Source organism: Rhodophyticola sp. SM2404 (assembly GCF_053570515.1).
The window spans coordinates 286,237-309,950 of the sequence record NZ_JBSEDL010000005.1 but is presented as its reverse complement, the minus strand read 5'-3'; the positions used below and the strand labels follow the sequence as shown (position 1 = coordinate 309,950).

At 59.2% G+C, this 23,714-nt stretch carries 23 protein-coding genes; 10 read left to right on the top strand and 13 right to left on the bottom strand.

Annotated features, from left to right (window positions below):
• Positions 1–192 precede the first annotated feature (192 nt).
• Positions 193–1,023 (bottom strand): MurR/RpiR family transcriptional regulator, encoded by an 831-nt coding sequence (locus tag ACTYEO_RS10260; RefSeq protein ID WP_449323645.1) that lies wholly within the window; start codon positions 1,021–1,023, stop codon positions 193–195.
• Positions 1,024–1,155: 132 nt separating this feature from the next.
• Between ACTYEO_RS10260 and iolG the strand changes: the two genes are divergently transcribed.
• Together iolG and ACTYEO_RS10250 are read left to right on the top strand one after the other, a co-directional pair.
• A complete protein-coding gene (gene iolG / locus ACTYEO_RS10255; protein WP_449323644.1) occupies positions 1,156–2,157 on the top strand; it encodes an inositol 2-dehydrogenase in 1,002 nt (333 codons plus the stop codon).
• A gap of 3 nt (positions 2,158–2,160) precedes the next feature.
• On the top strand, positions 2,161–2,934 hold the full coding sequence (locus ACTYEO_RS10250) for a TIM barrel protein (RefSeq protein WP_449323643.1): 774 nt from the start codon (positions 2,161–2,163) through the stop codon (positions 2,932–2,934).
• A gap of 145 nt (positions 2,935–3,079) precedes the next feature.
• Here ACTYEO_RS10250 and rsgA read toward each other — a convergent pair whose 3' ends face one another.
• The 5 genes from rsgA to betI form a co-directional block, all read right to left on the bottom strand.
• Complete coding sequence (gene rsgA, locus ACTYEO_RS10245) at positions 3,080–4,105, bottom strand: ribosome small subunit-dependent GTPase A (RefSeq protein ID WP_449323642.1); 1,026 nt, start codon at positions 4,103–4,105, stop codon at positions 3,080–3,082.
• Between the two features lie 96 nt (positions 4,106–4,201).
• Positions 4,202–5,470, bottom strand: coding sequence for an NAD(P)/FAD-dependent oxidoreductase (locus tag ACTYEO_RS10240; RefSeq protein ID WP_449323641.1), 1,269 nt, complete (start codon positions 5,468–5,470; stop codon positions 4,202–4,204).
• A 63-nt stretch (positions 5,471–5,533) separates the two neighbouring features.
• Complete coding sequence (betA, locus tag ACTYEO_RS10235) at positions 5,534–7,192, bottom strand: choline dehydrogenase (RefSeq protein WP_449323640.1); 1,659 nt, start codon at positions 7,190–7,192, stop codon at positions 5,534–5,536.
• Entirely contained in the window at positions 7,192–8,643 is a 1,452-nt protein-coding gene (betB, locus tag ACTYEO_RS10230; protein ID WP_449323639.1) for a betaine-aldehyde dehydrogenase, read from the bottom strand. Before betB ends, betA begins: the two co-directional genes overlap by 1 nt.
• Positions 8,640–9,212, bottom strand: coding sequence for a choline-binding transcriptional repressor BetI (betI, locus tag ACTYEO_RS10225; RefSeq protein WP_449323638.1), 573 nt, complete (start codon positions 9,210–9,212; stop codon positions 8,640–8,642). The genes betB and betI overlap by 4 nt, the downstream gene beginning before the upstream one ends.
• A 91-nt stretch (positions 9,213–9,303) precedes the next feature.
• On the opposite strand from betI, the gene choX reads away from it, so the two are divergent.
• The 5 genes from choX to ACTYEO_RS10200 all read left to right on the top strand — a co-directional run bounded on the left by choX (position 9,304) and on the right by ACTYEO_RS10200 (position 13,235).
• Complete coding sequence (gene choX, locus ACTYEO_RS10220) at positions 9,304–10,242, top strand: choline ABC transporter substrate-binding protein (RefSeq protein WP_449323637.1); 939 nt, start codon at positions 9,304–9,306, stop codon at positions 10,240–10,242.
• Positions 10,243–10,319: 77 nt separating this feature from the next.
• A complete protein-coding gene (gene choW / locus ACTYEO_RS10215) occupies positions 10,320–11,222 on the top strand; it encodes a choline ABC transporter permease subunit (RefSeq protein ID WP_449323652.1) in 903 nt (300 codons plus the stop codon).
• The gene (locus tag ACTYEO_RS10210) at positions 11,215–11,628 is read left to right on the top strand and encodes a GFA family protein (protein WP_449323636.1); all 414 of its coding nucleotides are present in this window, start codon (positions 11,215–11,217) and stop codon (positions 11,626–11,628) included. Before choW ends, ACTYEO_RS10210 begins: the two co-directional genes overlap by 8 nt.
• Positions 11,625–12,653, top strand: a complete 1,029-nt coding sequence (choV, locus tag ACTYEO_RS10205) for a choline ABC transporter ATP-binding protein (RefSeq protein WP_449323635.1) — start codon at positions 11,625–11,627, stop codon at positions 12,651–12,653. Before ACTYEO_RS10210 ends, choV begins: the two co-directional genes overlap by 4 nt.
• Positions 12,654–12,779: 126 nt before the next feature.
• Positions 12,780–13,235 (top strand): c-type cytochrome, encoded by a 456-nt coding sequence (locus tag ACTYEO_RS10200; RefSeq protein WP_449323634.1) that lies wholly within the window; start codon positions 12,780–12,782, stop codon positions 13,233–13,235.
• Positions 13,236–13,278: 43 nt separating this feature from the next.
• On the opposite strand, the gene ACTYEO_RS10195 is transcribed toward ACTYEO_RS10200, so the two are convergent.
• Positions 13,279–14,493: an acyl-CoA dehydrogenase gene (locus ACTYEO_RS10195; protein ID WP_449323633.1), complete on the bottom strand. Its 1,215-nt coding sequence runs from the start codon at positions 14,491–14,493 to the stop codon at positions 13,279–13,281.
• A gap of 155 nt (positions 14,494–14,648) precedes the next feature.
• On the opposite strand from ACTYEO_RS10195, the gene ACTYEO_RS10190 reads away from it, so the two are divergent.
• Entirely contained in the window at positions 14,649–15,884 is a 1,236-nt protein-coding gene (locus ACTYEO_RS10190) for an acyl-CoA dehydrogenase family protein (protein ID WP_449323632.1), read from the top strand.
• Complete coding sequence (locus ACTYEO_RS10185; RefSeq protein ID WP_449323631.1) at positions 15,881–16,894, top strand: phosphotransferase family protein; 1,014 nt, start codon at positions 15,881–15,883, stop codon at positions 16,892–16,894. The genes ACTYEO_RS10190 and ACTYEO_RS10185 overlap by 4 nt, the downstream gene beginning before the upstream one ends.
• A gap of 74 nt (positions 16,895–16,968) precedes the next feature.
• On the opposite strand, the gene ACTYEO_RS10180 is transcribed toward ACTYEO_RS10185, so the two are convergent.
• The 5 genes from ACTYEO_RS10180 to ACTYEO_RS10160 form a co-directional block, all read right to left on the bottom strand.
• Positions 16,969–18,012, bottom strand: a complete 1,044-nt coding sequence (locus ACTYEO_RS10180; RefSeq protein ID WP_449323630.1) for an acyl-CoA dehydrogenase family protein — start codon at positions 18,010–18,012, stop codon at positions 16,969–16,971.
• Between the two features lie 8 nt (positions 18,013–18,020).
• Positions 18,021–19,208: an acyl-CoA dehydrogenase family protein gene (locus tag ACTYEO_RS10175; protein WP_449323629.1), complete on the bottom strand. Its 1,188-nt coding sequence runs from the start codon at positions 19,206–19,208 to the stop codon at positions 18,021–18,023.
• Positions 19,209–19,281: 73 nt separating this feature from the next.
• Entirely contained in the window at positions 19,282–20,076 is a 795-nt protein-coding gene (locus tag ACTYEO_RS10170) for a metal ABC transporter permease (RefSeq protein WP_449323628.1), read from the bottom strand.
• Positions 20,076–20,837, bottom strand: a complete 762-nt coding sequence (locus tag ACTYEO_RS10165) for a metal ABC transporter ATP-binding protein (protein WP_449323627.1) — start codon at positions 20,835–20,837, stop codon at positions 20,076–20,078. The genes ACTYEO_RS10170 and ACTYEO_RS10165 overlap by 1 nt, the downstream gene beginning before the upstream one ends.
• A complete protein-coding gene (locus tag ACTYEO_RS10160; protein WP_449323626.1) occupies positions 20,834–21,319 on the bottom strand; it encodes a transcriptional repressor in 486 nt (161 codons plus the stop codon). Before ACTYEO_RS10160 ends, ACTYEO_RS10165 begins: the two co-directional genes overlap by 4 nt.
• An 84-nt stretch (positions 21,320–21,403) precedes the next feature.
• On the opposite strand from ACTYEO_RS10160, the gene ACTYEO_RS10155 reads away from it, so the two are divergent.
• On the top strand, positions 21,404–22,474 hold the full coding sequence (locus ACTYEO_RS10155; RefSeq protein WP_449323625.1) for a zinc ABC transporter substrate-binding protein: 1,071 nt from the start codon (positions 21,404–21,406) through the stop codon (positions 22,472–22,474).
• A gap of 12 nt (positions 22,475–22,486) precedes the next feature.
• Here the strand turns inward: ACTYEO_RS10155 and ACTYEO_RS10150 are convergent, their stop codons facing one another.
• Positions 22,487–23,680: an FAD-binding domain-containing protein gene (locus tag ACTYEO_RS10150; RefSeq protein ID WP_449323624.1), complete on the bottom strand. Its 1,194-nt coding sequence runs from the start codon at positions 23,678–23,680 to the stop codon at positions 22,487–22,489.
• Between the last annotated feature and the right edge of the window lie 34 nt (positions 23,681–23,714).

The window sequence follows — 23,714 nt, the reverse complement described above, 5'->3', positions numbered from 1 at the left end:
AAGGCCGCAGGTTCAAATCCTGCCCCCGCAACCAAAATTTATAACATTATATCAAATGCTTACACACCGCCTCTCGTAGGCGGTTTTTTGCGTTCCACCAACCCGTGGAAGCGCTATGGAAGAAAAAGTGCTGTTACTGTCTGGCTTAATGTTGGAATAAATTTTCCATAATTACGACGCATCGCCGCGGTGTTATTCTGGCGACCGAAGCGCCTTTACGGCAACCGCGAGGGCGGTTGCGAGTGTGACCGATGCATTCAGCGCCTTGACGCCACCGATCTCATCTTCTTGTACCAGCATCAGCTCAGGGGCGAATTCCGCAATGGGGCAATGCTCGGAATCTGTGAGGCAATGGACGGGAATGCCGCGCTTCGCTGTTGCCTCAGCCAGTTTGACCGTTTCATCGGAAAATGGTGCGTAGGTGACCGCGAAAAGAACATCACCCTCAAAAATGGACGGCGCGGCATGTAACATCCCAGCCCCGTAATGCAGCTGCGCTGGAACGCCCAATTGGTTAAACGTGTACGCCATGCTGCTGACCACCGAGAAGGCCCGCCTCAGACCCACGAGATGCACAACCCGCGCGCGCGCCATATCTCTGGCAATTCGGTCAAGCCCTTCATTTGTTACGGTATTGGCTATTCCCATAAGGGATTTATGGCCCGCCTCCGCGAAATCCGCCAAGAGCCGCCCTGTTCCAACCGCCCCTTCCGCGCGTAGCGTTGCCAGCCGCGCATCATCGTCGGGTCGGAACTCGGTGAAGCGTTCGCGGAACAGCGATTGCATTTCGCTATAGCCAGAAAACCCGAGCGCCTGACAAAACCGCATATAGACGGATGGCGCCACATCGCAGGCTTTGGCCATCTCGGATACTGTGGACACACCAATCAGGTGAAGATGCCGTCGTGTGAAGCTGGCGCATTGCTTGAGACGCTTGGGCAGATCTTTCATGACCGCATCCAGCCGTTCAATCACATCGGTGACACTTCTTGGCGCATCCAAAGCTGAGTTTTGATCTTTCATAGCTGTCCCCATCTTGACAGGACTAGTTTAGCGGCACATCACTCAAATGGAATATAAATTCCATATTTTCGATTCGTGAGGGTGTCAATCTTTGCCTTTGCGATGCTTTTTACTGCTCTTGGGAGGAATACCATGAAAGTTGCGCTGTTCGGCGCTGGTCGGATCGGGAAGGTCCATGCTGCGTCTGTCAAAATGGACCCAAGATCTGACCTTGTTGCCGTTACAGATGTGATGAGCGAGGCGGCTGAAGCCCTTGCCAAGGAGCAGGGGATCGAGGCGCGGAGCGCAGATGAAATTCTTGCCGATACCAGCATTGATGCCATCCTAATCGCATCGTCGACCAATACCCATGCCGATCTGATCGAAGCGGGCGTGAAAGCTGGCAAAGCGATTTTCTGTGAAAAGCCGATCGATCTCGACCTGCCGCGCGCCTTGGAGGTTCGCAAGATTGTAGCCGGCCATGACAAGCCGATGATGATGGGCTTTAATCGCCGCTTTGACCCCAATTTTGCCTCCGTAAAGGCCGCGTTGGATGCAGGCGATGTTGGCAAGGGCGAAATGCTGGCGGTCACCTCCTATGATCCCGCGCCGCCGCCAGTGAGCTATATCAAGGTCTCGGGCGGGCTTTGCCGCGATATGATGATCCATGATTTTGACATGTGTGCATTCCTGTTCGGCATGCCGAAAACGGTGATGGCGCATGGCTCCTGTCTGGTTGATCCCGAGATCGGTGCAGCTGGTGATGTTGATACAGCCGTTGTCGTTCTGACTTATGCGGATGGGCGTCTGGCCACGATCCGCAATTCGCGCCGTGCCCCTTACGGCTATGATCAGCGCGTAGAGGTTCTGGGGTCCGATGGCACATTGGCCGCCGAGAACGAGATTGAGAACACCATGGTGAAATCCACGGTTGATGGCGTTGTCTCGGCAAAACCCGTTTACTTCTTTCTGGAACGCTATATGCGCGCCTATTCGATCGAATGGTCGGCCTTTGTGGATGCATGCGTTGATGGCAAGCCTGTGCCTGCCTCGATCCAAGATGGTGTGAATGCATTGGCACTGGCTGAGGCGGCGAATAGATCGCTGGAAACAGGCCGCCCCGTCGAAATCACTTCGGATATGACAGGAGCCTAAGGCATGGCTTTCACGCTTGCAGCCAGTGCTGAAATGCTCTGGCAGGATAAACTCATCGAATGGCGCTGTGCGCGATTGGATGAAATGGGGTTTCAGGTCGGGCTGTGGAACTGGCCCGATCATGATCTTGAAAAGCTGGAAGGTTCTGGCGCGACTTTCTCGATCATGAACGGCTATCTTGAGGGGCGGCTTGCCGATGATGAGGGCGCCGAGATGCTGCTGGCATCTGCCCGTCAAACGGCAGAGGTCGGCAAGCGCCTTGGCGTGGCGCGGCTCAATCTGCACGGGACAGGCCTTGGCGATGGAGGACGGCCCGTGCTGGCCGAGGTTGCGACCCCTTTGAAATGGGTCAAGGCACTGGATACGTTGAACCGCATCTGTGATTTGGCGGAAGAGATGGGTGTCGTTTTCACATTGGAAAACCTCAACCTTCCCGTGGATCACGCAGGCGTGCCCTTCGCGCGTGCCGAGGAGACCTTGGCCTTGGTGTCCTCAGTTGATCGCCCTGAATTGCGGCTCAATCTCGACCTCTATCATGCGCAAATCGGTGAGGGGAACTTGATCGAGCTTTGCCAAGCCTGCCTTCCATGGATCGGCGAGATTCAGGTGGCCGATGTCCCCGGACGTTGTGAGCCTGGCACGGGCGAGATCAATTACAATGGTGTGGCCAAGGCCCTTGTGGCCATGGGCTATTCCGGCCCTGTCGGCATGGAGGCTTTTGCCCATGACACTGCCGAGGATGCCTTGGACGCGTTCCGATCGGCATTCACGGTATAAGCCGTCATTTGGCTGGATTGGTGTTGGGGGCATATCGTAGCGCCATACCGCTCCAAGCCGCTCAAAAGCCATGAAGGGCGCGCTTATGTGATCAAAGCATTGGCGCGCGCCTTTTGCCTTTTTAGGCCAGCGGCACCGCGCGCTTCTAGCGCCGCTTGCCTTTTCGCTGAGGCACCCTGTTCCCGCGCGGCCCTGTCATGCTTGGCGTATTCTCGCGGTTTTCCTCATTCAGCTTGCTCCAGCGTTCCAGACGCTCGGGGTCCAGCTTGCCGTCTTTCAGGGCGGCCTGAACCGCGCAACCTGGTTCGTGATTATGCGTACAATCGCGGAAGCGGCAATTGGGGGCCAGCTCGGTGATCTCGGCGAATAGCATCTCCAGACCCGAGGCGACATCGCTGACGTGAAGCGACCGCATGCCAGGCGTGTCGATGACCCAGCCGCCCCCCGCAATCGCATGAAGCGATCTTGATGTCGTGGTGTGGCGGCCTTTGGCGTCATCTTCGCGAATGCCACCCGTGGCCTGTGCCTGATCATCCGTTTTCGCGGCCAAGGTGTTAAGAAGCGTTGATTTTCCCACACCGGACGAACCGACCAAGGCCACCGTTTGCCCCGTGCCACACCATGGTTCCAAGGTCTTGATGGCTTGCGGGGTTTTGGCGTTCAGGGTCACGACCTGCAAGTCGCGTTGCAACGCGGCTGCTTGCTTTTGGTAGCTTGACGGGTCTTCGGCCTTATCGGGTTTTGTCAGGATGATGACAGGGTTGGTTCCCGCCTCATTTGCCAAGGCGAGATAACGCTCAAGGCGGGCCACATTGAAATCATCATTGCAGGAGGTCACAATAAACAGGGTATCGACATTCGCCGCGATCAACTGCGGCGCGCGCGCCCCTTCGGTTTTCCTCTGCAACAAGGTGTGCCGCGCGAGCCTGCGCAAGACGCATTTGGTTTCGGGATCGGCCAGCACCCAATCGCCAACAGCGAGATCGGCGGTTTTCATGCCAACAGGAAGGTCCAGTCGGACGGCGCCCGTCAGGGAAAGTGCTGTCACGCGGGAGCGATGAACGGTCGAGATGCGCAGAGGTATCGCACCCGCATCCTCAGCCCCCACTTGGTCATCATAAAAGGCTGACCAGCCGAGAGCCTCCAAAGGTGTTTCAGAATGGTTCATCATGTTTGACACAAGCCCGTGCATGGCCGCCGTTTGGCTTTGATGCAAGTCTTTCCTTGGGACGCATCCAAGGGGCGGCGGTCGCTGGGGCCTGTCAAATCAGCGCGTGATCGCGTGGGTTAGGGTTGCGCCCAATTCCAGAACCGCCCCTTTGAGCGTTGAAAACCGCTCGGAATGATGGGTCACGGGGGCTATCGGCAGGCCTGTTTGATCGCCTGATAAAAGCGCTCTTGCGGCCTCGGTTCCGAAAACTGTGCCTGGCCCGATGCCCCTACCTGAATAGCCAAAACAGGCATAGGCTTTGGGGCCGAACTCCAGAATTTTGGGAATATAATCCGAGGTCATCGCGATCTTGCCGTGCCAGATATGCTCAAAAGGCAGCTCACCAATTTGTGGAAAGAGCGATCTGAGTTTGCGCCTTGCCCAAGCGGTATGGACCGCAGCGCCCGCCCCCCCGACATTGCCCATCCCGCCGATAATCATCCGACCAGCGCGATCAACCCTGAAAGATGTCATCACCTTCGCTGTGTCCCAGCAACCCTCGCCACCTGCCAGAACGCGTTCTCGTGTTGCGGCGTCCATGGGGATGGTGGCGAATTGGCTGTAATGCACAGGCGTGAAGGCAGGGCGGAGCGGTGCTTCGATCCCGAGGTGATAGGCATTGGTCGCGACCAGTAGGGCGCTTGCTTGCAGATCAACCCCGTTTGAGGTGATCTGCCAAGCCTCGGCCTTGCGGGCGATTTTGCTCACGGGGCTGGCTTCATGGATTGTGGCACCCTTGGCCATCGCGGCGCGGGCAAGGCCCAAGCAATAGGAAAGCGGCTGGATCGTGCCCGCGCGCGGATCCCATAGCGCGCCATGAAAGGCGTCTGACCCGATACGCGCATCGGCTTCGGGCTTGTCCAAAAGCTGCAAGGGCGCGCCAAAGCGGTTGCCTTGTCTGTGACGCTCGGCCAGATCGGCAAAGCCTGCCTGCGAATGCGCGCAATGCAGGGTACCGGCGCGGGTCGCCTCACAGGCGATGTCTTCGCGCGCGATCAAATCAAAAACGCGGTCGGGGGCTTGGCCCAGAAGCGCGACCAATTTGGTGCCTGCGGCCTCGCCCATTCGGGCGATGATCTCGTCGGGGGGCAGCCAGAGACCTGCATTGACCAAGCCCACATTGCGCCCCGACCCGCCATAGCCGATGGTCTCGGCCTCCAGCAAACACACAGACGCGCCCATGGCGGCCGCCTCAAGCGCTGTGGCGCACCCCGTGAAGCCGCCACCGATGACCGCCAGATCATACTGGCGTGAGGCCGCAAGTGGTGCGGTCTGGAGCTGGTCAGTACTGGTCTGTGCCCAAAGGCTGCTTTGCGCGGCGCTCAACGGATGGCTCTCCTGCTGTGTGTTGCATTGGCAAAGCATGTTTGCCCGTGCAAATCCAGTGGGCTATCGCTGTGCGGTCTTCCAGTCGGGGTGCACCCAAGGCTCGAGGTTGGAGGCAGGCAGGCTACGGCCCAAGATATGATCGGCCGCTTTCTCGCCCACCATGATCGAGGGGCCGTTGAGATTGCCATTGGTGATCTGTGGAAAGATCGAACTGTCAGCCAAGCGCAGCCCGTCGATCCCGATTACACGGGCCTGCGGGTCCACCACGGCCATCGGATCATCACGGCGGCCCATTTTGGCGGTGCCACAGGGGTGATAGGCCGATTCAGCATGTTCGCGTATCACGGCATCCAGTTCGGCATCGCTTTGCGCGGCATCCCCGGGCTGGATTTCATGCTTCACATAGCGCGCCATGGCAGGCTGGGCAAAAACCTCACGGGTCAGGCGGATGGCGGTGCGGAACTCGTCCCAATCCTGATCATGGCTCATGTAATTGAACCTAATTTCGGGTGCATCCGCGGGATTGGCCGAGCGCAAGCTGACCGCGCCACGTGATTTGGAGCGCATAGGCCCGACATGGGCTTGAAACCCGTGCCCTTCGGCAATGGCTTGCCCGTCATAGCGCACGGCAATCGGCAGGAAATGGAACTGGATATCGGGGTAGGTGAGCCCCGCTCGCGAGCGGATAAAGCCGCAGCTTTCGAAATTATTCGACGCCCCAAGCCCTGTGCGCGTGAACAGCCATTGTGCCCCCACCATCGCCTTGCCAAAGAGGTTCCAGTATTTCGCCAGCGTTATCGGCTCGCGGCTGGCATATTGGATATACATCTCCAGATGGTCTTGTAGGTTCTGCCCCACACCCGCGCGGTCGGCGAGCACGGGGATGCCATGCTTGGCCAGCTCAGCGCTGGGCCCCACCCCTGAGAGCATCAGCAGTTTGGGCGAATTGATCGAGCCTGCTGCAAGCACCACTTCGATATTGGCGCTGATCACTTCTGACCTGCCCCCGCGCATGACGCGCACGCCCGTGGCGCGGCCATCCTTGATCTCGATCTTCTCGACCAGCCCTCGCAGCAGGCTGCAATTGGGCCGTTTCAGGGCAGGGCGCAGATAGGCATTGGCTGCCGACCAGCGCCTGCCTTTGTAAACGGTCTGCTCAAAAGGTCCGAAGCCCTCCTGTTTTTGCCCGTTATAATCATCCGTGACTTCATAGCCCGCCTCGCGGCCCGCCTCGACAAAGGCGTGATAGAGCGGGTTCTTGCGCGGCCCACGCGTGATGTGCAGCGGGCCATCAGTGCCGCGAAAGGTTGTATCACCTGATCCGTCAGCGGGCCCGTGCCAATGCTCCATCCGTTGGAAATAGGGAAGTACATCCGCATAGGACCAGCCATCGGCCCCCATATCGGCCCAAGTGTCATAATCATGGGCATGGCCGCGCACATAGACCATGCCATTGACCGAAGAGGAGCCGCCAATCACCTTGCCGCGCGGGCAGGCAAGGCGGCGGTTGTTCAAATGTGGCTCGGGCTCGGAGTGATAGCCCCAATCATAGATCGGCATATTCATGGGGTAGGACAAAGCGCCCGGCATCTGGATGAAAGGCCCCGCATCGGTGCCGCCATGTTCGATCACCAAGACCGATTTTCCCGCCTCGGACAGGCGATAGGCCATGGCGCATCCGGCGCTGCCTGCGCCAATGATCACGTAATCTGCTTGCATTAGAACGGCGCCTCGACATCGCCCATGGCGACATAAACGGTTTTCAACTGGCTATAATGGGCAATCGCGGCATGCCCGTTTTCGCGTCCCACACCCGAGGCCTTATTGCCGCCAAAGGGCACCTCGACTGGGGTCAGGTTATAGGTGTTGATCCAGCATGACCCAGCCTCGAGTTGGCCGACCACGCGGTGGCCGCGCGCCAGATCACGGGTAAACACACCCGCCGAGAGGCCGAATTCGGTGTCATTGGCCCGCGCAATGACATCTTGTTCATCGTCGAAATCCAGAACCGACATGACGGGGCCAAAGATTTCTTCGCGCGCGATGGTCATATCATCGGTGACATCGGCAAAAAGCGTTGGCTGGATGAAAAAGCCCTCACCCTCCAGCGCTTTGCCGCCTGCAACCAGCCGCGCACCCTCGGTTTGGCCTTTTTCGATATAGCCCAGAACAATCTGGCGCTGGGCCTCGGAGACCATCGGGCCAAGGGTTGTGGCCTCATCCATCGGGTCGCCGATTGTGACGTCTGACATGCGCTCGGCCAAGCGCGACAGGAAGGCCTCTTTGATGGCTTTATGGATAAACACCCGCGTGCCGTTCGAGCAAATCTGACCGCTGGAATAGAAATTGGCGTTGATCGCGGCGGAGACCGCATTTTCCAGATCGGCATCCTCGAAGATGATCAGGGGGGATTTGCCGCCCAATTCCATTGTGACATGTTTCATCTGGGCGGCCGCTGCCGCATAAACCTTGCGCCCCGTGGGCACCGAGCCTGTCAGCGAGACCTTGTCAACACGACTGTCCCCCACCAATGCAGCCCCCACGCGGCCCGCGCCTTGGACCACGTTGAACACACCCGCAGGCGCGCCCGCTTCCATGAAAATCTCGGCCACTTTGAGGGCGGTGAGCGGTGTGGTTTCCGAGGGTTTGAACACCATCGTATTGCCGCAGGCCAGCGCAGGCGCGGCTTTCCAGCAGGCGATTTGGATGGGGTAATTCCACGCGCCGATGCCAACGCATAGGCCAAGCGGTTCGCGCTTGGTATAGGCCCAATCTTCCCCTAGCTGGATATGCTCGCCCGTCAGGGTGGCGGCCATGCCCCCGAAATATTCCAAAGCATCTGCCGCGCTTGTGGGGTCGGCGACCAGCGTCTCGGAAAGGGGTTTGCCTGTATCCATGGTTTCCAGCTCAGACAGCTCGCGGTTGCGTTCGCGGATGATCTCGGCGGCGCGGCGCAGGATGCGGCCCCGCTCGGTCCCTGTCATCGCGGCCCATTCTGCCCGCGCGGCGTCTGCTGCGGCCAGCGCCTGTTCAATCAGGGCATCAGTGGCTTCATGCAGGCTGGCGATGCGTTCGCCGTTTGCGGGATAGGTGACGGCAAGTTCAGGGCCTGCATTGTCTTCGATATAGGCACCATTGATGAAATGGCTGGCTTTAGGCTGGATGATCATTGGGTCACTCCATCAAGATAGGTCATTACGCGTGCAATCGCGGCTTGCGGGTCGGGCGGGCCGGCTTCGGCAACCGCATGGCGGATATAGAGCCCGTCGATCAGGGCAGCCGCTGTCAGGGCCACGCCTTCGGGGTTGTGGCAAAGGGGGCGCAGCGCATGGGTCAGGTTTGACACGATACGGCGCTGATAGATGCGCAAGAGCCGTTGTGCGGCGGGTGATTTCTGGGCCATGACGTAGAAATTCATCCAAGCGGAAACGACATCGGGGCAGAAATTTGTGCCCGCGAAATTTGCCTCGACAATGGCGCGCAGGCGCGCGGCGGGCGTCTCGGATTTGGCGAGCCTTTCACGCGCGCCTTTCCCGAATTCCGACAGAATCGAGCGCATGGCCGCAAGAAACAGATCATCCTTGGAGCCAAAATAATGATGCGCCAGCGCCGAAGAGACGCCCGCGCTCCTTGCGATCTGGCTGACAGTCACGTCTAGAGAGCCCAGCCGCCCAATCTCGGAGATTGTTGCGTTGACAAGCGCGTCTTTGCGTAGTGCCATCATTCCGATCTTGGGCATCGGGAACCTCCTTGGTTGCACTCTGCACAGATAAGAGTTTTAATTGACTCGTCAATCAATAAAAAAACACAACCCAATATGGAGAAATAAAATGAGCTTTCATCTTAAGGCCCGCACCGCGACCATCGCGCTTGTGGCTGGGCTTTCGGCAAATGCAGCACTGGCCGATTGCGGCACCGTCACCTTCTCGGATGTGGGCTGGACCGATATCACCGCAACCACCGCTGCGGCGAGTGTTGTTCTTGATGCGCTGGGCTATGAGGCGGAAACGCTGGTTCTGTCGGTGCCTGTGACCTATACCTCGCTTGCGGGCGGTGATGTGGATGTGTTCCTCGGAAACTGGATGCCTACGATGGAGGCAGATATCGCGCCCTATCGTGATGCAGGCACGGTTGATGTTGTCCGCGCAAATCTGGAAGGCGCGAAATATACATTGGCAACCAATGCCGCCGGCGCCGCCCTTGGCATTGCGGATTTCGCGGATATCGCGGCCAATCTGGACGCTCTGGACGGCGAGATTTACGGCATCGAGCCTGGCAATGACGGCAACCGCCTGATCATGGATATGATCGCCGATGACGCTTTTGGTCTGTCTGAGTTCGAAGTCGTTGAAAGCTCCGAGCAGGGCATGCTGGCACAGGTTGATCGTGCCTCGGGCCGTGATGAGCCGATCATCTTCCTTGGCTGGGAACCCCATCCGATGAATGCCAATTTTGACCTGACCTATCTGACAGGTGGCGATGACTGGTTCGGCCCCGATCTTGGCGGTGCCACGATCTATACCAACACGCGCGCAGGTTATGTCGAGGAATGCCCCAATGTCGGCGCTTTCCTGAACAATCTCGAATTCTCGCTGGCGATGGAAAACGAGATCATGGGTGCGATCCTGAATGATGGCGAAGATGCCGATGATGCGGCGCGCGCTTGGATGGCGGGCAATACCGATCTGGTGATGTCTTGGCTCGATGGTGTGACCACGATTGATGGTGGTGACGCTGCCGAGGCCGTTTCGGCTGCTCTGTCGAACTAAGGCATAGGCCTTGTATTCTCCCCGCAGGCTGCGCGTTCAGTGGCCTGCGGGGCTTTCTTCTTTCGGAGGGTAAACCCCTGCTTGATTGGCTCACTGACAATAAAATCCCCGTAGGCGACGCCGCCGAGGCGGGGTTTGACTGGCTTCAAAGCAATGGCGCGTGGTTTTTCGACGCCGTTGCCATTTTGTTGGAGCATATGATCGATGCGATCCTCGCCTTTTTGCAGGAGCCGCCCAATACGGGCTGGATCCGCGATGTGGCGCGCAATGAGGAGGTGTATCTCTATGCGCCTGATCTGCATCCCTTTGCGATCATTGCGCTGTTTACCTTTGTGACATGGCTGATCCAGCGGGGCTGGAAGATACCGCTGACCATCGCTTTGGGGTTCTTGTTCATCCTCAATCAGGATTATTGGGAAGAAACGACTGAAAGCCTGACGCTGGTTCTATCGGCCTGTGTTGTCTGTATGGGGGTTGGGGTTCCCATCGGGATCGCGGCCGCGCATCGGCCCAAGCTTTATGCGGTCATGCGGCCCGTGCTTGATCTGATGCAGACCCTGCCGACCTTTGTCTATCTGATCCCCGCGATCGTGTTTTTCGGCATCGGCATGGTGCCGGGCCTGATCGCGACTGTTATTTTCGTTTTGCCCGCGCCGATCCGTCTGACGCATCTGGGCATCTCCAATACGCCGCAAGCCCTGCTGGAGGCCTCGCAGGCCTTCGGGGCCACGCCACGCCAGACCCTGTGGAAGATCGAGCTGCCCTATGCGCTGCCCCAGATCATGGCAGGGCTGAACCAGACGATCATGCTGTCTCTCTCGATGGTGGTGATTGCCGCCCTTGTGGGGGCCTCGGGGCTGGGTGTGCCTGTCGTGCGTGCGCTTAATTCCGTGAATACCGGTCTTGGTTTTGAAAGCGGTCTGATCATCGTGGTTGTGGCGATCATGCTCGACCGCATGCTGAGGGTGAATAATGACTGAAATCCATGACGCCAGTTGCCATTGCGGTCGCGTGACCTTCCGCGTGAGCTTGCCCGAGGGGCTGGCCTCGGCGCGGCGCTGTGATTGCAGCTTTTGCACCATGCGCGGGGCAGTGGCTGTCAGCGCGTCGCTGGACGGGATCACCTTTCTCGCGGGCGAGGATAACCTGACGCTCTATACCTTCAACACAGGCACCGCGAAGCATTACTTCTGCAAGACCTGCGGGATTTACACCCATCACCAACGCCGCTCGAACCCGACCCAATTCGGGGTGAACCTTGCCTGCCTTGCGGGACATTCGCCCTTTGATCTGGCAGAGTTTCCCGTCCATGACGGGCGCGCGCACCCCTCTGACGGGCAACCGCCTCGGGTGGCGGGTGTCCTAAAATACGAGACAAACCCATGACCCAAACCGCCCCAAAACCTGCCGTTTCCTTCAAGCAGGTCTGCATCATGTTCGGTGACCATCCCGCGCGCTCGCTGGAACTGGCCGATCAAGGCAAGACCCGCGCTGATATTCAGGCAGAAACAAACCACGTCTTGGGCGTGCATGATTGCAGCCTTGAGGTGGCCGAGGGGGAAATCCTTGTGCTGATGGGGCTGTCGGGTTCGGGCAAATCCACGCTTTTGCGCGCCGTAAACGGGCTGAACCCTGTGGCGCGTGGCCATGTGGCGGTAAACGTTGCAGGCGAGATGGTGGATGTCACCCATGCCTCGGCCAAGACCTTGCGCCATATCCGCCAAACACGGGTGGCGATGGTGTTCCAGCAATTCGGCCTTCTGCCATGGCGCAGTGTCCGCGAGAATGTGGGCTTTGGGCTGGAGCTGGCAGGGGCCACGCCCAAGACCCGCAGCGAGATGGTGGATCAACAGCTCGAGCTTGTGGGCCTGTCCGATTGGGCGGACCGCAAGGTGGCCGAGCTGTCAGGCGGGATGCAGCAGCGCGTGGGCTTGGCCCGTGCCTTTGCCACCGAGGCCCCGATCTTGCTGATGGACGAGCCCTTCTCGGCGCTTGATCCCTTGATCCGCTCCAAGCTGCAGGATGAGCTGCTTGAGCTGCAAGACCGCCTCAAACGCACCATCGTTTTCGTGAGCCATGATCTGGATGAGGCCTTCAAGATCGGCAATCGCATCGCCATCATGGAAGGGGGGCGCATCGTGCAATGCGGCACCCCGCGCGATATCTTCTCGGCCCCTGCATCGGATTATGTGGCGGAATTCGTGGCTAATATGAACCCGCTCGGCGTGCTGTGTGCGCGCGATGTGATGGGGGCTGGCAAAGGCAAAGGCGAGGCGATCCCCGCCGAAATGCCCGTGCGCGAGATCATGACAAGGCTGGCCCAAGGGCAGGGTGCTTTGCCCGTCGCGGAAGATGGCAAGGTGATCGGGGCGGTGACCGCCGATAGCGTGGTGGCACGGCTCAGCGCGTGAGTGCGGCCAAGCCTGCAACGCCCCAGACGCAGCCAATCAATTTCACGATACTGAATGATTTTGCCCGTAGCGAGGCCTTGCCTTTGCGGATAGCGTAAGCTTTGCCTTTTGAGGGGGGAACGGGACATGAAACGCAAAATAGATATGACGGCGGCTTTGGTCACCATCTCCGCCTTGGCCCTAATGGGCTTGGGCCATGTCAGCACCGCTCAGGCCGTCACGCTTGAGGTCGATAATCCGCAGATCGTTCTAAATGGCAGCCGGATTTACGATGAAAATTGCGCAAGCTGCCATGGTGCAAATCTGGAAGGCCAGCCTGACTGGCGCGCGCGGGATGCAGATGGGCGTTTGCCCGCACCACCCCATGATGAAAGCGGCCATACGTGGCATCATGACAGCGAAGCCCTTTTCGCGCTGACGAAATACGGAATTGCCGCCGTCATCAACAATCCCGATTACCCAAGCAATATGCCAGCCTATGAGGGCATTTTAAGTGATGATGATATCATCGCGGTGCTGAGCTATATCAAATCGACATGGCCCGATGACATCCGCGCCATCCATGACGAGATAGACCAGTAAAGACAGGTCTATCTTGCACTGCCGCTCGCGCCGCTTGGGCCTGTCAGAAAAACGCCTGAAGCCCCGTCTGCGCACGGCCCAAGATCAGGGCATGCACGTCATGGGTGCCTTCATAGGTATTCACCGTTTCAAGGTTCTGCGCGTGGCGCATCACATGGTATTCCGCCATGATCCCGTTGCCGCCATGCATATCGCGGGCTTGGCGCGCCATATCGAGGGCCTTGCCGCAATTGTTGCGTTTGATCAGGCTGATTACTTCATGCGCACAGCTTCCCTCATCCAGCATGCGGCCTGCGCGCAACGCGCCTTGTAGGCCAAGGGCGATCTCGGTTTGCATATCGGCCAGCTTCTTCTGGAAAAGCTGGGTCTGGGCGAGAGGGCGGTCAAACTGGATGCGGTCCAACCCGTAGGAGCGCGCGCGGTGCCAGCAATCCTCGGCCGCGCCCATCACACCCCATGCGATGCCATAGCGCGCACGGTTCAAACAGCCAAACGGCCCTTTGAGCCCTTCAACACCTGGCAGGAGCGCGTCCTCACCGACCTCGACGCCTTCCATCACGATCTCGCCCGTGACCGAGGCACGCAAGCTCAGCTTGCCGCCGATTTTCGGGGCCGACAGGCCCTTCATGCCTTTCTCAAGGATGAAGCCACGGATTTTGCCGCCATGGGCTTCGGATTTTGCCCAGACCACGAAGACATCCGCGATTGGTGCGTTTGAAATCCACATCTTCGCGCCGTTCAGCACATAGCCGCCATCGGTCTTTTTGGCCGTGGTCTTCATGCCCGCAGGGTCTGAACCCGCATCAGGTTCGGTCAGGCCGAAACAGCCGATCTTGGTGCCTGCGGCCAAATCGGGCAGGTATTTCTGGCGCTGCTCTTCCGAGCCATAGGCATTGATCGGATACATCACCAGCGAGGATTGCACGCTCATCATCGAGCGATATCCGCTATCGACCCGTTCGACCTCACGCGCGACCAGACCATAGGTCACATAGCCCGCCCCCAAACCGCCATAGGCCTCGGGGATGGTGACGCCCAAAAGCCCCATCTCGCCCATCTCGGCGAAAATCTCGGGCGAGACGGTTTCATTCAGATAGGCCTCGGTCACGCGTGGCATCAGCTTTTCATCCGCAAAGGCGCGCGCGCCCTCGGCGATCATGCGTTCTTCTTCGCTCAACTGGCTGTTCAGCTGGAACGGGTCTTCCCAGTTGAAAGGGGCAAGGGAAGGTCCGCTATGGCGGGTTTGTCCATCGGGCATCGTGAAATCCTCCTGAATCGGTTTCATCGCATTTGCACGAACTGTGCAATATCAGCAGAGCAAACCCAAGCGAATTGACGCTACGTCGGGCGACTTGCCGCGCCACGGGTGCGGGCCTAACCTCACGCATAGGCAGATCACAAGGGAGCGATGCGATGGATTTGGGAATGACCGATAAGGTGCGGCCACTGGTCGAACAGGTCCGCGCTATGGTGCGCGACGAGATCGCACCGCTGGATGCCGAGTTCCATGCCGAGGTGGGCAAGCACCCCTCAGGCGACCGTTTCCAAATGACCGCGCGCCAGATCGAAATTCTGGACGGGTTGAAGGCCAGTGCCAAGGCGCGTGGCCTGTTCAATTTCTGGCTGACCGATAGCGAGAAGGGCTATGGCTTGAGCACGGTCGAATATGCCTATCTGGCCGAAGAAATGGGGGCGGTCACGCTGGCCCCCGAGATTTTCAACTGCAACGCGCCTGATACCGGCAATATGGAAGTGCTTGAGCGGCTGGCAACCGAAGCGCAGCGCGCGCGCTGGCTGCCTGACCTGATGGAGGGCAAGACGCGCTCGGCCTATCTGATGACCGAGCCTGCGCAATCTTCCTCGGATGCCACGCAGATTTCGCTTTCTGCCAAAGCAGTTGAGGGGGGCTATCTTCTCAATGGTGAGAAATACTGGGCCACGGGGGCGGGCGACCCGCGCTGTGCGCTGTTCATCGTGATGGCCTGCACAGACCCCGAGGGCGAGAAACACAAGCGCCACACGACCTTTTTGATGCCGTCCGATACCAAAGGGGTGGAATTGCTGCGCCCGATGCAGGTTTTCCATACCGATGACGCGCCGCATGGCCATATGCATGTGCGCTTCACGGATGCTTTCGTGCCTGAGGATGGCATTGTTCTGGGCGAGGGGCGCGGCTTTGAAGTGGCACAGAACCGCCTTGGACCAGGTCGTATTCATCATTGTATGCGCTCGATCGGGCGGGCGGAATATGCGCTTGAACTGATGTGCAAACGCGCCTTGGGCCGCGAGGCTTTTGGTAAGCCTTTGGCGGAACTGGGTGGCAATTACGACATCATCGCCAATGCGCGGATGGATATCGAGGCGACGCGGCTATTATGCCTCAAGGCGGCCTATATGATGGATACAATCGGGGTGCGTGCGGCGCAGCCATGGATTTCCATGATCAAGGTGCAGGCCCCGCGCATGGCTTTGGCGGTTGTGGATGAGGCGATCCAGATGCATGGCGCGACGGGCTTTAGTCAGGATACGCCATTGGCCGCCCTCTGGACCGATCTGCGCACCATGCGGATGGTCGATGGCCCCGATGCCGTTCATCGCCGCCAAGTGGCGCGGATGGAGTTGAAGAAATACTCCAACAGCACGCAATGAGCGATCTGGACCTTGCCCGCGCCCTGCCATGGATCACGCGCCATGTGGAGGGGTTTCAAGCCCCTGCCACAGCGCGGAAGTTTGAGGGGGGGCAATCCAACCCCACTTTTTTGCTGCAGGCGGCCTCGGGTGAGTATGTGTTGCGGCGCAAGCCTGCGGGGCAATTGCTGAAATCGGCCCATGCGGTTGAGCGGGAATTCCGCGTGCAGCGCGCACTGGCGCGATCCGAGGTGCCTGTGGCCAATATGCTAGCCCTTTGCGAAGACAGCGATGTGATCGGCTCGGCCTTTTATGTGATGGATCACGTGCAGGGCCGCAGTTTCGATGACCCGCGTATTCCAGAATTATCGCAGGCCGAGCGTGGGGCGGTCTATCTCGAGATGAACCGCGTGCTAGCCGCGATCCATTCGGTGGATATTGAGGGTGTCGGGCTTGGCGATTTCGGGCCGCGCGGCAATTACTATCGCCGCCAGATCGACCGCTGGAGCAAACAATACCGCGCCAGTGAGACAGGCGAGATCGCAGCAATGGATGCGCTGATGGCGCGGCTGGACCGCCTATGCCCCGAGGATGACGGGCGCGTCAGCCTTGTGCATGGGGATTACCGGCTCGATAACTTTTTATTCGCGGAAGATAGCGCTGAGATCAAAGCGGTGCTGGATTGGGAATTATCCACGATAGGCCATCCTTTTGCCGATCTGGCCGCCGTCATCATGCAATGGCAAATGCCTGTCGGGCGGCAGGGGCGGGGCTTGGCGGGCGTTGATCGCGCCGCGCAGGGCTTGCCCTCGGACGAGGAGTTTGTCGCGCAATATTGCGCGCGGATGGGTTTGGACAGGATCGAGGGGTTCGGTTTTTATGTCGGGTTTTGCTTTTTCCGCATGGCCGCGATACTGCAAGGGGTGAAGTCGCGCGCGCTGGCGGGCAATGCATCAGAGCCTGAGCGCGCGCTGGAATTGGGGGCTTTGGTGCCGCAATATGCCGAAGCGGGCTTGGAGGCTATTGGGTAGGCCATTGCCGCCCAAAGGGCGGGTAGGGGGCGCTGCCCCCAAACCCCCGAAGTATTTTTTAAGCAAAGATGGCCTTAGCTGGCGAGCGCGATAACCCGTTCGAGGTGATAATCGGTATCGCCCAATTGATGGTCGATCATCACCAGCCGCTTGGCGTAATGCGCGCCCGGATATTCCCATGTCACGCCGATCCCGCCCTGAAGTTGGATCGTTTCCTCGGCCACAAGGCGGGCGGCGCGGCCGATCAGGTTTTTGGCCATGGCAATCGCGCGCGGCGCTGCGGGCGTGTCCAGCGCATCGGCCGCGCGGATCGTGATGGAGCGGGCTTGTTCGATTTCGATCTGTAGGTCGATCATACGGTGCTGGAGGGCTTGGAAACTGGCAATCGGTTTGCCGAATTGTTTGCGCGTTTTGAGGTAATCCACGCAAGCGGCAAAGGCGGTATCCATCGCGCCAATCGCCTCGGCACAAAGCGCAAGGCGGCCTGCATCAAGGGTCGCCTCGAAGGCTGTTTCAGCCCTCTCGAGTAAAAGGGTGGCGGGGCTATTGTCACAGATGACTTCTGCGGCATTGCCCCCATCAATCATGCCATAGCCTGCAATCTCGGCGTCTCTCGCGGCAAGATCAAAGAGCGCGAGTGCGCCATTATGCTTGGCTGCCACCAGAAAGCGTTCGGCATCATAGCCGCCATAAACCACGGATTTGCGGCCCGTCAGGCGGCCCTCCTTGGCTTCGCAGCGGATGTCTTGCAGATCATAGGGGGCGTCGGTCTCGCCAATGGCCACAGCATAATGGGTCTGGCCAGTCAGAATGGGCTCGAGATCAGCGCCCGCGGCGGCCAGAAGGCGGAGCGCCATGAGGTTTGCGAGGACGGGTTCGGGGCAGAGATACTGGCCCAAAGCCTCGAAAACACAAGCGATGTCAAAGCCACCGCCTCCCATCCCGCCTTGGTCTTCACTTGCCAGCGCATAGAGAATACCAAGCTCGACCATCTCATCCCATTTGGCGGGGTCATGGAAAGGTGCGGCATAGGCGACCTTATTGCGGTGTTCGATGCCATATTGCTCGGACAGGAAACGGGTTAAGCTGTCCGACAGCATCCGGCGGTCATCGGTCATTTCGAAATTCATGGCTGGAACAGGCCCTTGGCGAGAATGTTGCGTTGGATCTCGTTGGAGCCGCCATAGATCGAGATTTTGCGATTGTTGAAATAGGCGGCGGCGTCATGGGCATGGCCGTCAGGGGCGACGCCCAGATTTCCTTCCAGCTCCTCGGATGGGAAGGGGGCGGCGGCAGGGCCAAGCGCGCGGCGTGCCAGATCATTGATCGCTTGCCTGATGACGGTGCCCTTGATCTTGAGCATCGAGGCCTCGGGCCCCGGTGCGCCTTTTTTCTGGGCATCGCTGAGCATACGCAGATTGGTGATTTTCATCGCCTCAAGATCAATCTCGATCTGGGCGAGGCGTGCGGCAAAATGCGGGTTCTGGGTCAGGGGGCGGCCTGCGCGGGTGATGGCGGCGGCTTGAGATTTGACCTTGCTGAGCGCATCCATCGTGTCACCGACGCCTGCGATATTGGTGCGTTCATGCAGCAGCAGGTATTTCGCGATGGTCCAGCCGTCATTTTCGGTGCCGACAAGGTTTTTGGCGGGCACGCGGGCATTTGTGAAGAAAACCTCATTGACCTCATAGCCGCCCTCAATCGTGCGGATCGGGCGGATCTCGATGCCATCGGTATCAAGATCCATCAGAAGAAAGCTGATCCCTTCCTGCGGCTTGCCATCACTATTGGTGCGCACAAGGCAGAAGATGCGATTGGCGTATTGGGCATAGGAGGTCCAGGTTTTCTGACCATTGATGATATAGTCATCGCCATCGCGTTCAGCGCGGGTTTTGAGCGAGGCGAGGTCCGAGCCCGCTCCGGGTTCGGAATAGCCCTGCGCCCACCAATCGGTGCCATCTAGAATGCGGGGCAGGTATTTGCTTTGCTGCTCGGGCGAGCCGAAGGCCATCAGCACAGGGGCCAGCATGCGCAGACCAAAGGGAATGGTGCGCGGGGCATTGGCGGCAAAGCTTTCCTCATCGAAAATATGCTGTTCGACCGCGTTCCAGCCTTGGCCGCCAAAGGCTTTGGGCCAATGGCCGTTCAGCCAGCCTTTGGAATTCAGCAGGGCGTGGAAGGTCTCGTAATCCTGTTTCCCGAGCGGTTTGCGCGCGGCGACCCGTGCGGCCAGATCCTGCGGCAGGTTATCGGCTAGGAATTCGCGTATCTCGATTTGGAACGCTTTTTCCTGTGCGCTGTAGCTGAGGTCCATGCGACGATCCTAGATTGTTACATTGCATAACAATCTAGCGGAGGCGTGGGCGGAAGGAAATAGAAACCTAGCGTCAGTTTCGCGATGTGATGCGTGCGATCAGGGTTGCGCTGGCAAAGGCTGTGGCAGCGACGCAGACAATGCTGGGGCCTGTGGGGGTGTCATAGAGAAAGGACAGCCACAGCCCTGCGATGGCCGAGCCTGCGCCGATTGCAGCGGCGATCAGCACCATCCTTTCGGGCGAGGCCGCGAAGGGGCGGGCGGTGGCGGCGGGGATCAGCATCAGCGCGATGATCAACAGCGCGCCCACAACCTTGATGGCCACAGCTACTGCGGCGGCCAAAGCCAGCGTGAGGATCAATTGCTCGCGTTTTGGCGACAGGCCCGCCGCTTGGGCCAATTCGGGTGAAAGGGTGACCGTCAGCAAGGCCTGCCAGCGCGATGCCAGAAGGGCAATAACAAGGGCCGCACCCCCCCAGATAACAGCCAGATCGCCACGGCTGACGGCAAGGATATCGCCAAAGAGATAGGCTTGCAGATCGATCCTGACCCCTTGCAGCAGCGAAACCGCCACAAGCCCAAAGGCCAAGGCGGAATGGGCCAGAACACCAAGGAAAGTATCGATGCCAAAGCCGCGCTCGGACAGGGCCGAGACGGCCAGCGCCATGGCAAAACATACCGCCAGAACGCCCGCGAAGATCGAGATTTGAAAGGCAAAGGCCAAAGCGACCCCCAACAGGGCGGCATGGGCCGTGGCATCGCCGAAATAGGCCATGCGCCGCCAGACCAGAAAACAGCCCAAAGGGGCCGCCGCCAGTGCAACACCAATGCCTGCCAAAGCAGCGCGGATCAGGAAATCATCAAGCATTATGCGGTCTCCTGCGCTGTATGATCATGGCTGTGGTCGTGGTCGTGGCTGTGGTCATGGCTATGGGAATGTTCATGGCGGTACAGCGCCAATGCGCCTTGCGTTCCCGTGCCAAAGAGCGCGCGGTATTCTGGGGCCGAGGCCACATTTTCAGGGCGGCCCTCGCAACAGACATGCCCGTTGAGGCAGATCACGCGATCCGAGGCGCTCATCACCACATGCAATTCATGGCTGACCATCAAAACCGCGCATCCCAGATCGTTACGCACCTGTTCGATCTGGCGATAGAACGCCGCTGATCCCGGCTGGTCGAGGCCTTGCGTGGCCTCATCGAGGATCAGGATATCGGGTTTGTCGAGGATAGCACGGGCCAGCAAAACACGCTGGAACTGGCCGCCTGACAGGTCGGTCATCTGGCGGGTTTCCAATTCCGAGACGCCTGCCTCGGAGAGGGCTTTGCGCATCTCTGACGCCGGGTGGCGGCGGGGCATTGATAAAAAGCGCGCCACGGTTACGGGCAATGTGCGGTCGATATGCAGTTTTTGAGGCACATAGCCGATGCGCAGCGCGGGGCTGCGGGTGACGCTGCCTTTGGCGGCGGGCAATGCACCGATCAGAGCTTTGAGAAAGCTGGTCTTGCCCGAGCCGTTCGGACCCACGATGGTAACGATTTCGCCGCGATCAATGCTGAAATTGACATGGCTGAGGACGGTCGTGCCGCCTTGTTCGATGCTCAGGTTCTGGGTTTCGATCAGGCTCATTGGCTGTCCGTTTCTATGCAACGGGGGCACACCCCTTCGATTTCCAGCACGGTGCGTTCAATCTGGAAACCAAGCCGCTTTGCCTCCGTGCCGATGGTCGCTTCGACCTTTTGCGCGCCAGCCTCAACCACCGAGCTACAGGCCCGACAGATCAGGAAGGCGGGGGCGTGATCCGTGCTATGGGCATGGGTGCAGGCGACATAGGCGTTGAGTTGCTCAATACGATGCGCAAAGCCGTGGCTGACGAGAAAATCAAGGGCGCGGTACGCGATGGGGGGCTGCGCGCCATGCCCTTCCTCGGTCAATCGCGCCAGAATGTCATAGGCACCTTGCGCGCGGTGATCCTCAAGCAAAATCTCCAAGACACGCTTGCGCACAGGTGTCAGGCGCAGCTTTTCCTCGGCGCAGCGTGCTTCAGCCGCGTCGATGGCGGAATGGATGCAGCGGCTGTGGTCATGGCTGTCAAAACCGGTTTGCGTCATTTGGAGATCTCGCATTTTTAGATATTGATATGTTATAACATAATGTGTAAGCCGTCACCCTGTTCTAGATAAAACGAGGCATGCATGTCCATCCGATTCTCCTCCACCGCTCTTGTTACCGTATTCGCTGCAGGCGCTGCCTTTGGCGATATGCCCGATGTTGTTGCCGATATTGCGCCTGTCCATTCCTTGGTGGCGCGGGTGATGGACGGGGTCGGTTCGCCTGAGCTGATCCTGCCGCAAGAGGCCAGCCCGCATGGGTTCGCCCTGCGCCCGTCACAGGCGTCAGCATTGCAAAACGCCGAACTGGTGTTCTGGGTCGGCGAGGGGCTGACCCCTTGGCTTGGTGAGGCTTTGGACACACTGGCCCCTGAGGCCAAAACAGTCGAGTTGATGGAGGTGGAGGATACTTTCCTTCTTCCGATCCGAGTGGGCGCGACGTTTGAGGCGCATGATCATGACGATCATGAGGACGACCATGATGCGCATGAGTACCATGACGATCACGATGAGCATGACGAACACGGCCATGAGGAAGACGGGCATGATGACCATGATGGCCACGCAAACCATGCAGACCATGACGCGCATGAGGAGGATCATGCCGATGCCCATGGTGGTGATCACGAAGGCCATGATCATTCGGGCATAGATCCGCATGCATGGCTGGACCCACTCAATGCCGCGACTTGGGCACGGGCGATTGCCGAGGAGCTTGCGCAGGCCGACCCCGAAAATGCCTCAACCTATCGCGCGAATGCCGATGAATTGGTGGCCGAACTGGGCAGCCTGACCGCTGATCTGAATGCCTCAATCTCGGCCAACCCGCCTGCGGGGTTTGTGGTGTTCCATGATGCATATCAATATTTCGAAACGCGGTTTGGTTTCGCGCCTTTGGGGGCGATTTCTGTGCCGGATGCTAGCGCGCCCTCAGCCGGACGGGTTGCCGAGGTGCGGGCGCGGATCACGGAATTGGGGGGCACATGCGTCTTTGCCGAGCCGCAATTCGACCCGCGTATCGTGGCGACCGTGACCGAGGGCACCGAGGCTGGTACAGCCGTGATCGATCCTTTGGGCAGCACGCTTGATTTGGGGCCTGCGCTCTACCCTCAATTGATCCGCAATATGGCGCAGTCCTTCCAAAGCTGTAGTTGACAGGCATCGCGCCTAGAGGCGGGCGACCAGATCGGGGATCGCCTCCTTGAAGCGGAAAAACCCATGCGTGGCATGGGGCCAAGCGGCGCTGTCCCAATCGCGGCGGATTTGGTGCAGCGCGATACCATCGTCTTGGAGGAGCTTTGCAAGCTTCCGCAAGGCCGAGGCGGCAGGGCCAACAGGGGCATAAGCAGTCACGATTTGCTCGGCCCCGCTGCCGCGCACCCAATCCGCGATCTCGGTGAGGGACCTGCTCAACGGGCCGTCTTGGCCCATGCGCGCGCCCCATCTTTGCCGCGTATCCTGCGCCGCTTGCGTGCTGAACTGGGTGACATGCGCGGCGACCTCGCGGGGGGAGCGGCCCTCATCTGACAAAAGGGCGGCATGGGCCATGGGGCTTGGCACGCTGTCCAACAGGAAGCTTGGCGAAAGGTCCTCTTCGGTCAGAAGGATCACAGTTTTTAACGTGGGGTCAGGCGGCGTGGTCTCGGGCAGGGGGCTGCGCGCAGGCGCGTCAGGACCGCTGAGCGGGGCGGCATCTGTGGTCAATTGGCCTGCGGGGTTAAAGCGCCCTTTTGTATATGTCTCGATATTTGAAGGCCGCGCGAGATAGTGTTTGCCCTTGGTTTGCAACCCCGCGACCCAACGCCACCCCAAAGTGTTGGAGGCAGGGTCCCCATCGATCAAATACCGCAAGAACACATCCGCGCCGATTTCCCATGGCAGGCGCAATGTGAAGATCCAGATCGAGGCGAACCACATGCGCGCGTGATTGTGAAGATAGCCCGTTTCGCGCAATTCCAGCATCCACGCATCAAAGGGGGCGATGCCTGTTTCGCCGTTTTCGGCGCGCGCAAGGCTGGCCGCGGTCTGGTCGTTGATTGCGGCTAATTGCCCATCCAAGGCGCGGCGGTAATCGGCCCAAACGCTGGGGCGCATTTCCAGCCAACCTTTCCAATAGGTCCGCCAGAACACTTCTTGAATGAATTTCTCACTTGTTTTCAGAGAGAAGCGGGCAAGAGTGGCCTCAACCACTTCTTGTTCCGTGATCACGCGGTGGCGCAAATAGGGGGATAGCCGCGAGACATGGGGGTGGTTTTGCTCGGGCAGATCATAATTTCTGAGCCGCGCATAATCGGACCCCGCATGAGGTAGAAAATCGCGCAAATGCGCCAATGCGGCGGCGCGCTCGGGGGGGAATGTCATTGGGGCTGTCCTGTTAATCTGTCGTTCACGATGA

What these genes read in the sequence shown, in the direction of transcription:
- ACTYEO_RS10260 (WP_449323645.1), bottom strand. Translation starts at nt 1,023, where the DNA reads ATGAAAGATCAAAACTCAGCTTTGGATGCGCCAAGAAGTGTCACCGAT.
- iolG (WP_449323644.1), top strand. Translation starts at nt 1,156, where the DNA reads ATGAAAGTTGCGCTGTTCGGCGCTGGTCGGATCGGGAAGGTCCATGCT.
- ACTYEO_RS10250 (WP_449323643.1), top strand. Translation starts at nt 2,161, where the DNA reads ATGGCTTTCACGCTTGCAGCCAGTGCTGAAATGCTCTGGCAGGATAAA.
- rsgA (WP_449323642.1), bottom strand. Translation starts at nt 4,105, where the DNA reads ATGATGAACCATTCTGAAACACCTTTGGAGGCTCTCGGCTGGTCAGCC.
- betA (WP_449323640.1), bottom strand. Translation starts at nt 7,192, where the DNA reads ATGCAAGCAGATTACGTGATCATTGGCGCAGGCAGCGCCGGATGCGCC.
- betB (WP_449323639.1), bottom strand. Translation starts at nt 8,643, where the DNA reads ATGATCATCCAGCCTAAAGCCAGCCATTTCATCAATGGTGCCTATATC.
- betI (WP_449323638.1), bottom strand. Translation starts at nt 9,212, where the DNA reads ATGCCCAAGATCGGAATGATGGCACTACGCAAAGACGCGCTTGTCAAC.
- choX (WP_449323637.1), top strand. Translation starts at nt 9,304, where the DNA reads ATGAGCTTTCATCTTAAGGCCCGCACCGCGACCATCGCGCTTGTGGCT.
- ACTYEO_RS10210 (WP_449323636.1), top strand. Translation starts at nt 11,215, where the DNA reads ATGACTGAAATCCATGACGCCAGTTGCCATTGCGGTCGCGTGACCTTC.
- choV (WP_449323635.1), top strand. Translation starts at nt 11,625, where the DNA reads ATGACCCAAACCGCCCCAAAACCTGCCGTTTCCTTCAAGCAGGTCTGC.
- ACTYEO_RS10200 (WP_449323634.1), top strand. Translation starts at nt 12,780, where the DNA reads ATGAAACGCAAAATAGATATGACGGCGGCTTTGGTCACCATCTCCGCC.
- ACTYEO_RS10195 (WP_449323633.1), bottom strand. Translation starts at nt 14,493, where the DNA reads ATGCCCGATGGACAAACCCGCCATAGCGGACCTTCCCTTGCCCCTTTC.
- ACTYEO_RS10190 (WP_449323632.1), top strand. Translation starts at nt 14,649, where the DNA reads ATGGATTTGGGAATGACCGATAAGGTGCGGCCACTGGTCGAACAGGTC.
- ACTYEO_RS10185 (WP_449323631.1), top strand. Translation starts at nt 15,881, where the DNA reads ATGAGCGATCTGGACCTTGCCCGCGCCCTGCCATGGATCACGCGCCAT.
- ACTYEO_RS10180 (WP_449323630.1), bottom strand. Translation starts at nt 18,012, where the DNA reads ATGACCGATGACCGCCGGATGCTGTCGGACAGCTTAACCCGTTTCCTG.
- ACTYEO_RS10175 (WP_449323629.1), bottom strand. Translation starts at nt 19,208, where the DNA reads ATGGACCTCAGCTACAGCGCACAGGAAAAAGCGTTCCAAATCGAGATA.
- ACTYEO_RS10170 (WP_449323628.1), bottom strand. Translation starts at nt 20,076, where the DNA reads ATGCTTGATGATTTCCTGATCCGCGCTGCTTTGGCAGGCATTGGTGTT.
- ACTYEO_RS10165 (WP_449323627.1), bottom strand. Translation starts at nt 20,837, where the DNA reads ATGAGCCTGATCGAAACCCAGAACCTGAGCATCGAACAAGGCGGCACG.
- ACTYEO_RS10160 (WP_449323626.1), bottom strand. Translation starts at nt 21,319, where the DNA reads ATGACGCAAACCGGTTTTGACAGCCATGACCACAGCCGCTGCATCCAT.
- ACTYEO_RS10155 (WP_449323625.1), top strand. Translation starts at nt 21,404, where the DNA reads ATGTCCATCCGATTCTCCTCCACCGCTCTTGTTACCGTATTCGCTGCA.
- ACTYEO_RS10150 (WP_449323624.1), bottom strand. Translation starts at nt 23,680, where the DNA reads ATGACATTCCCCCCCGAGCGCGCCGCCGCATTGGCGCATTTGCGCGAT.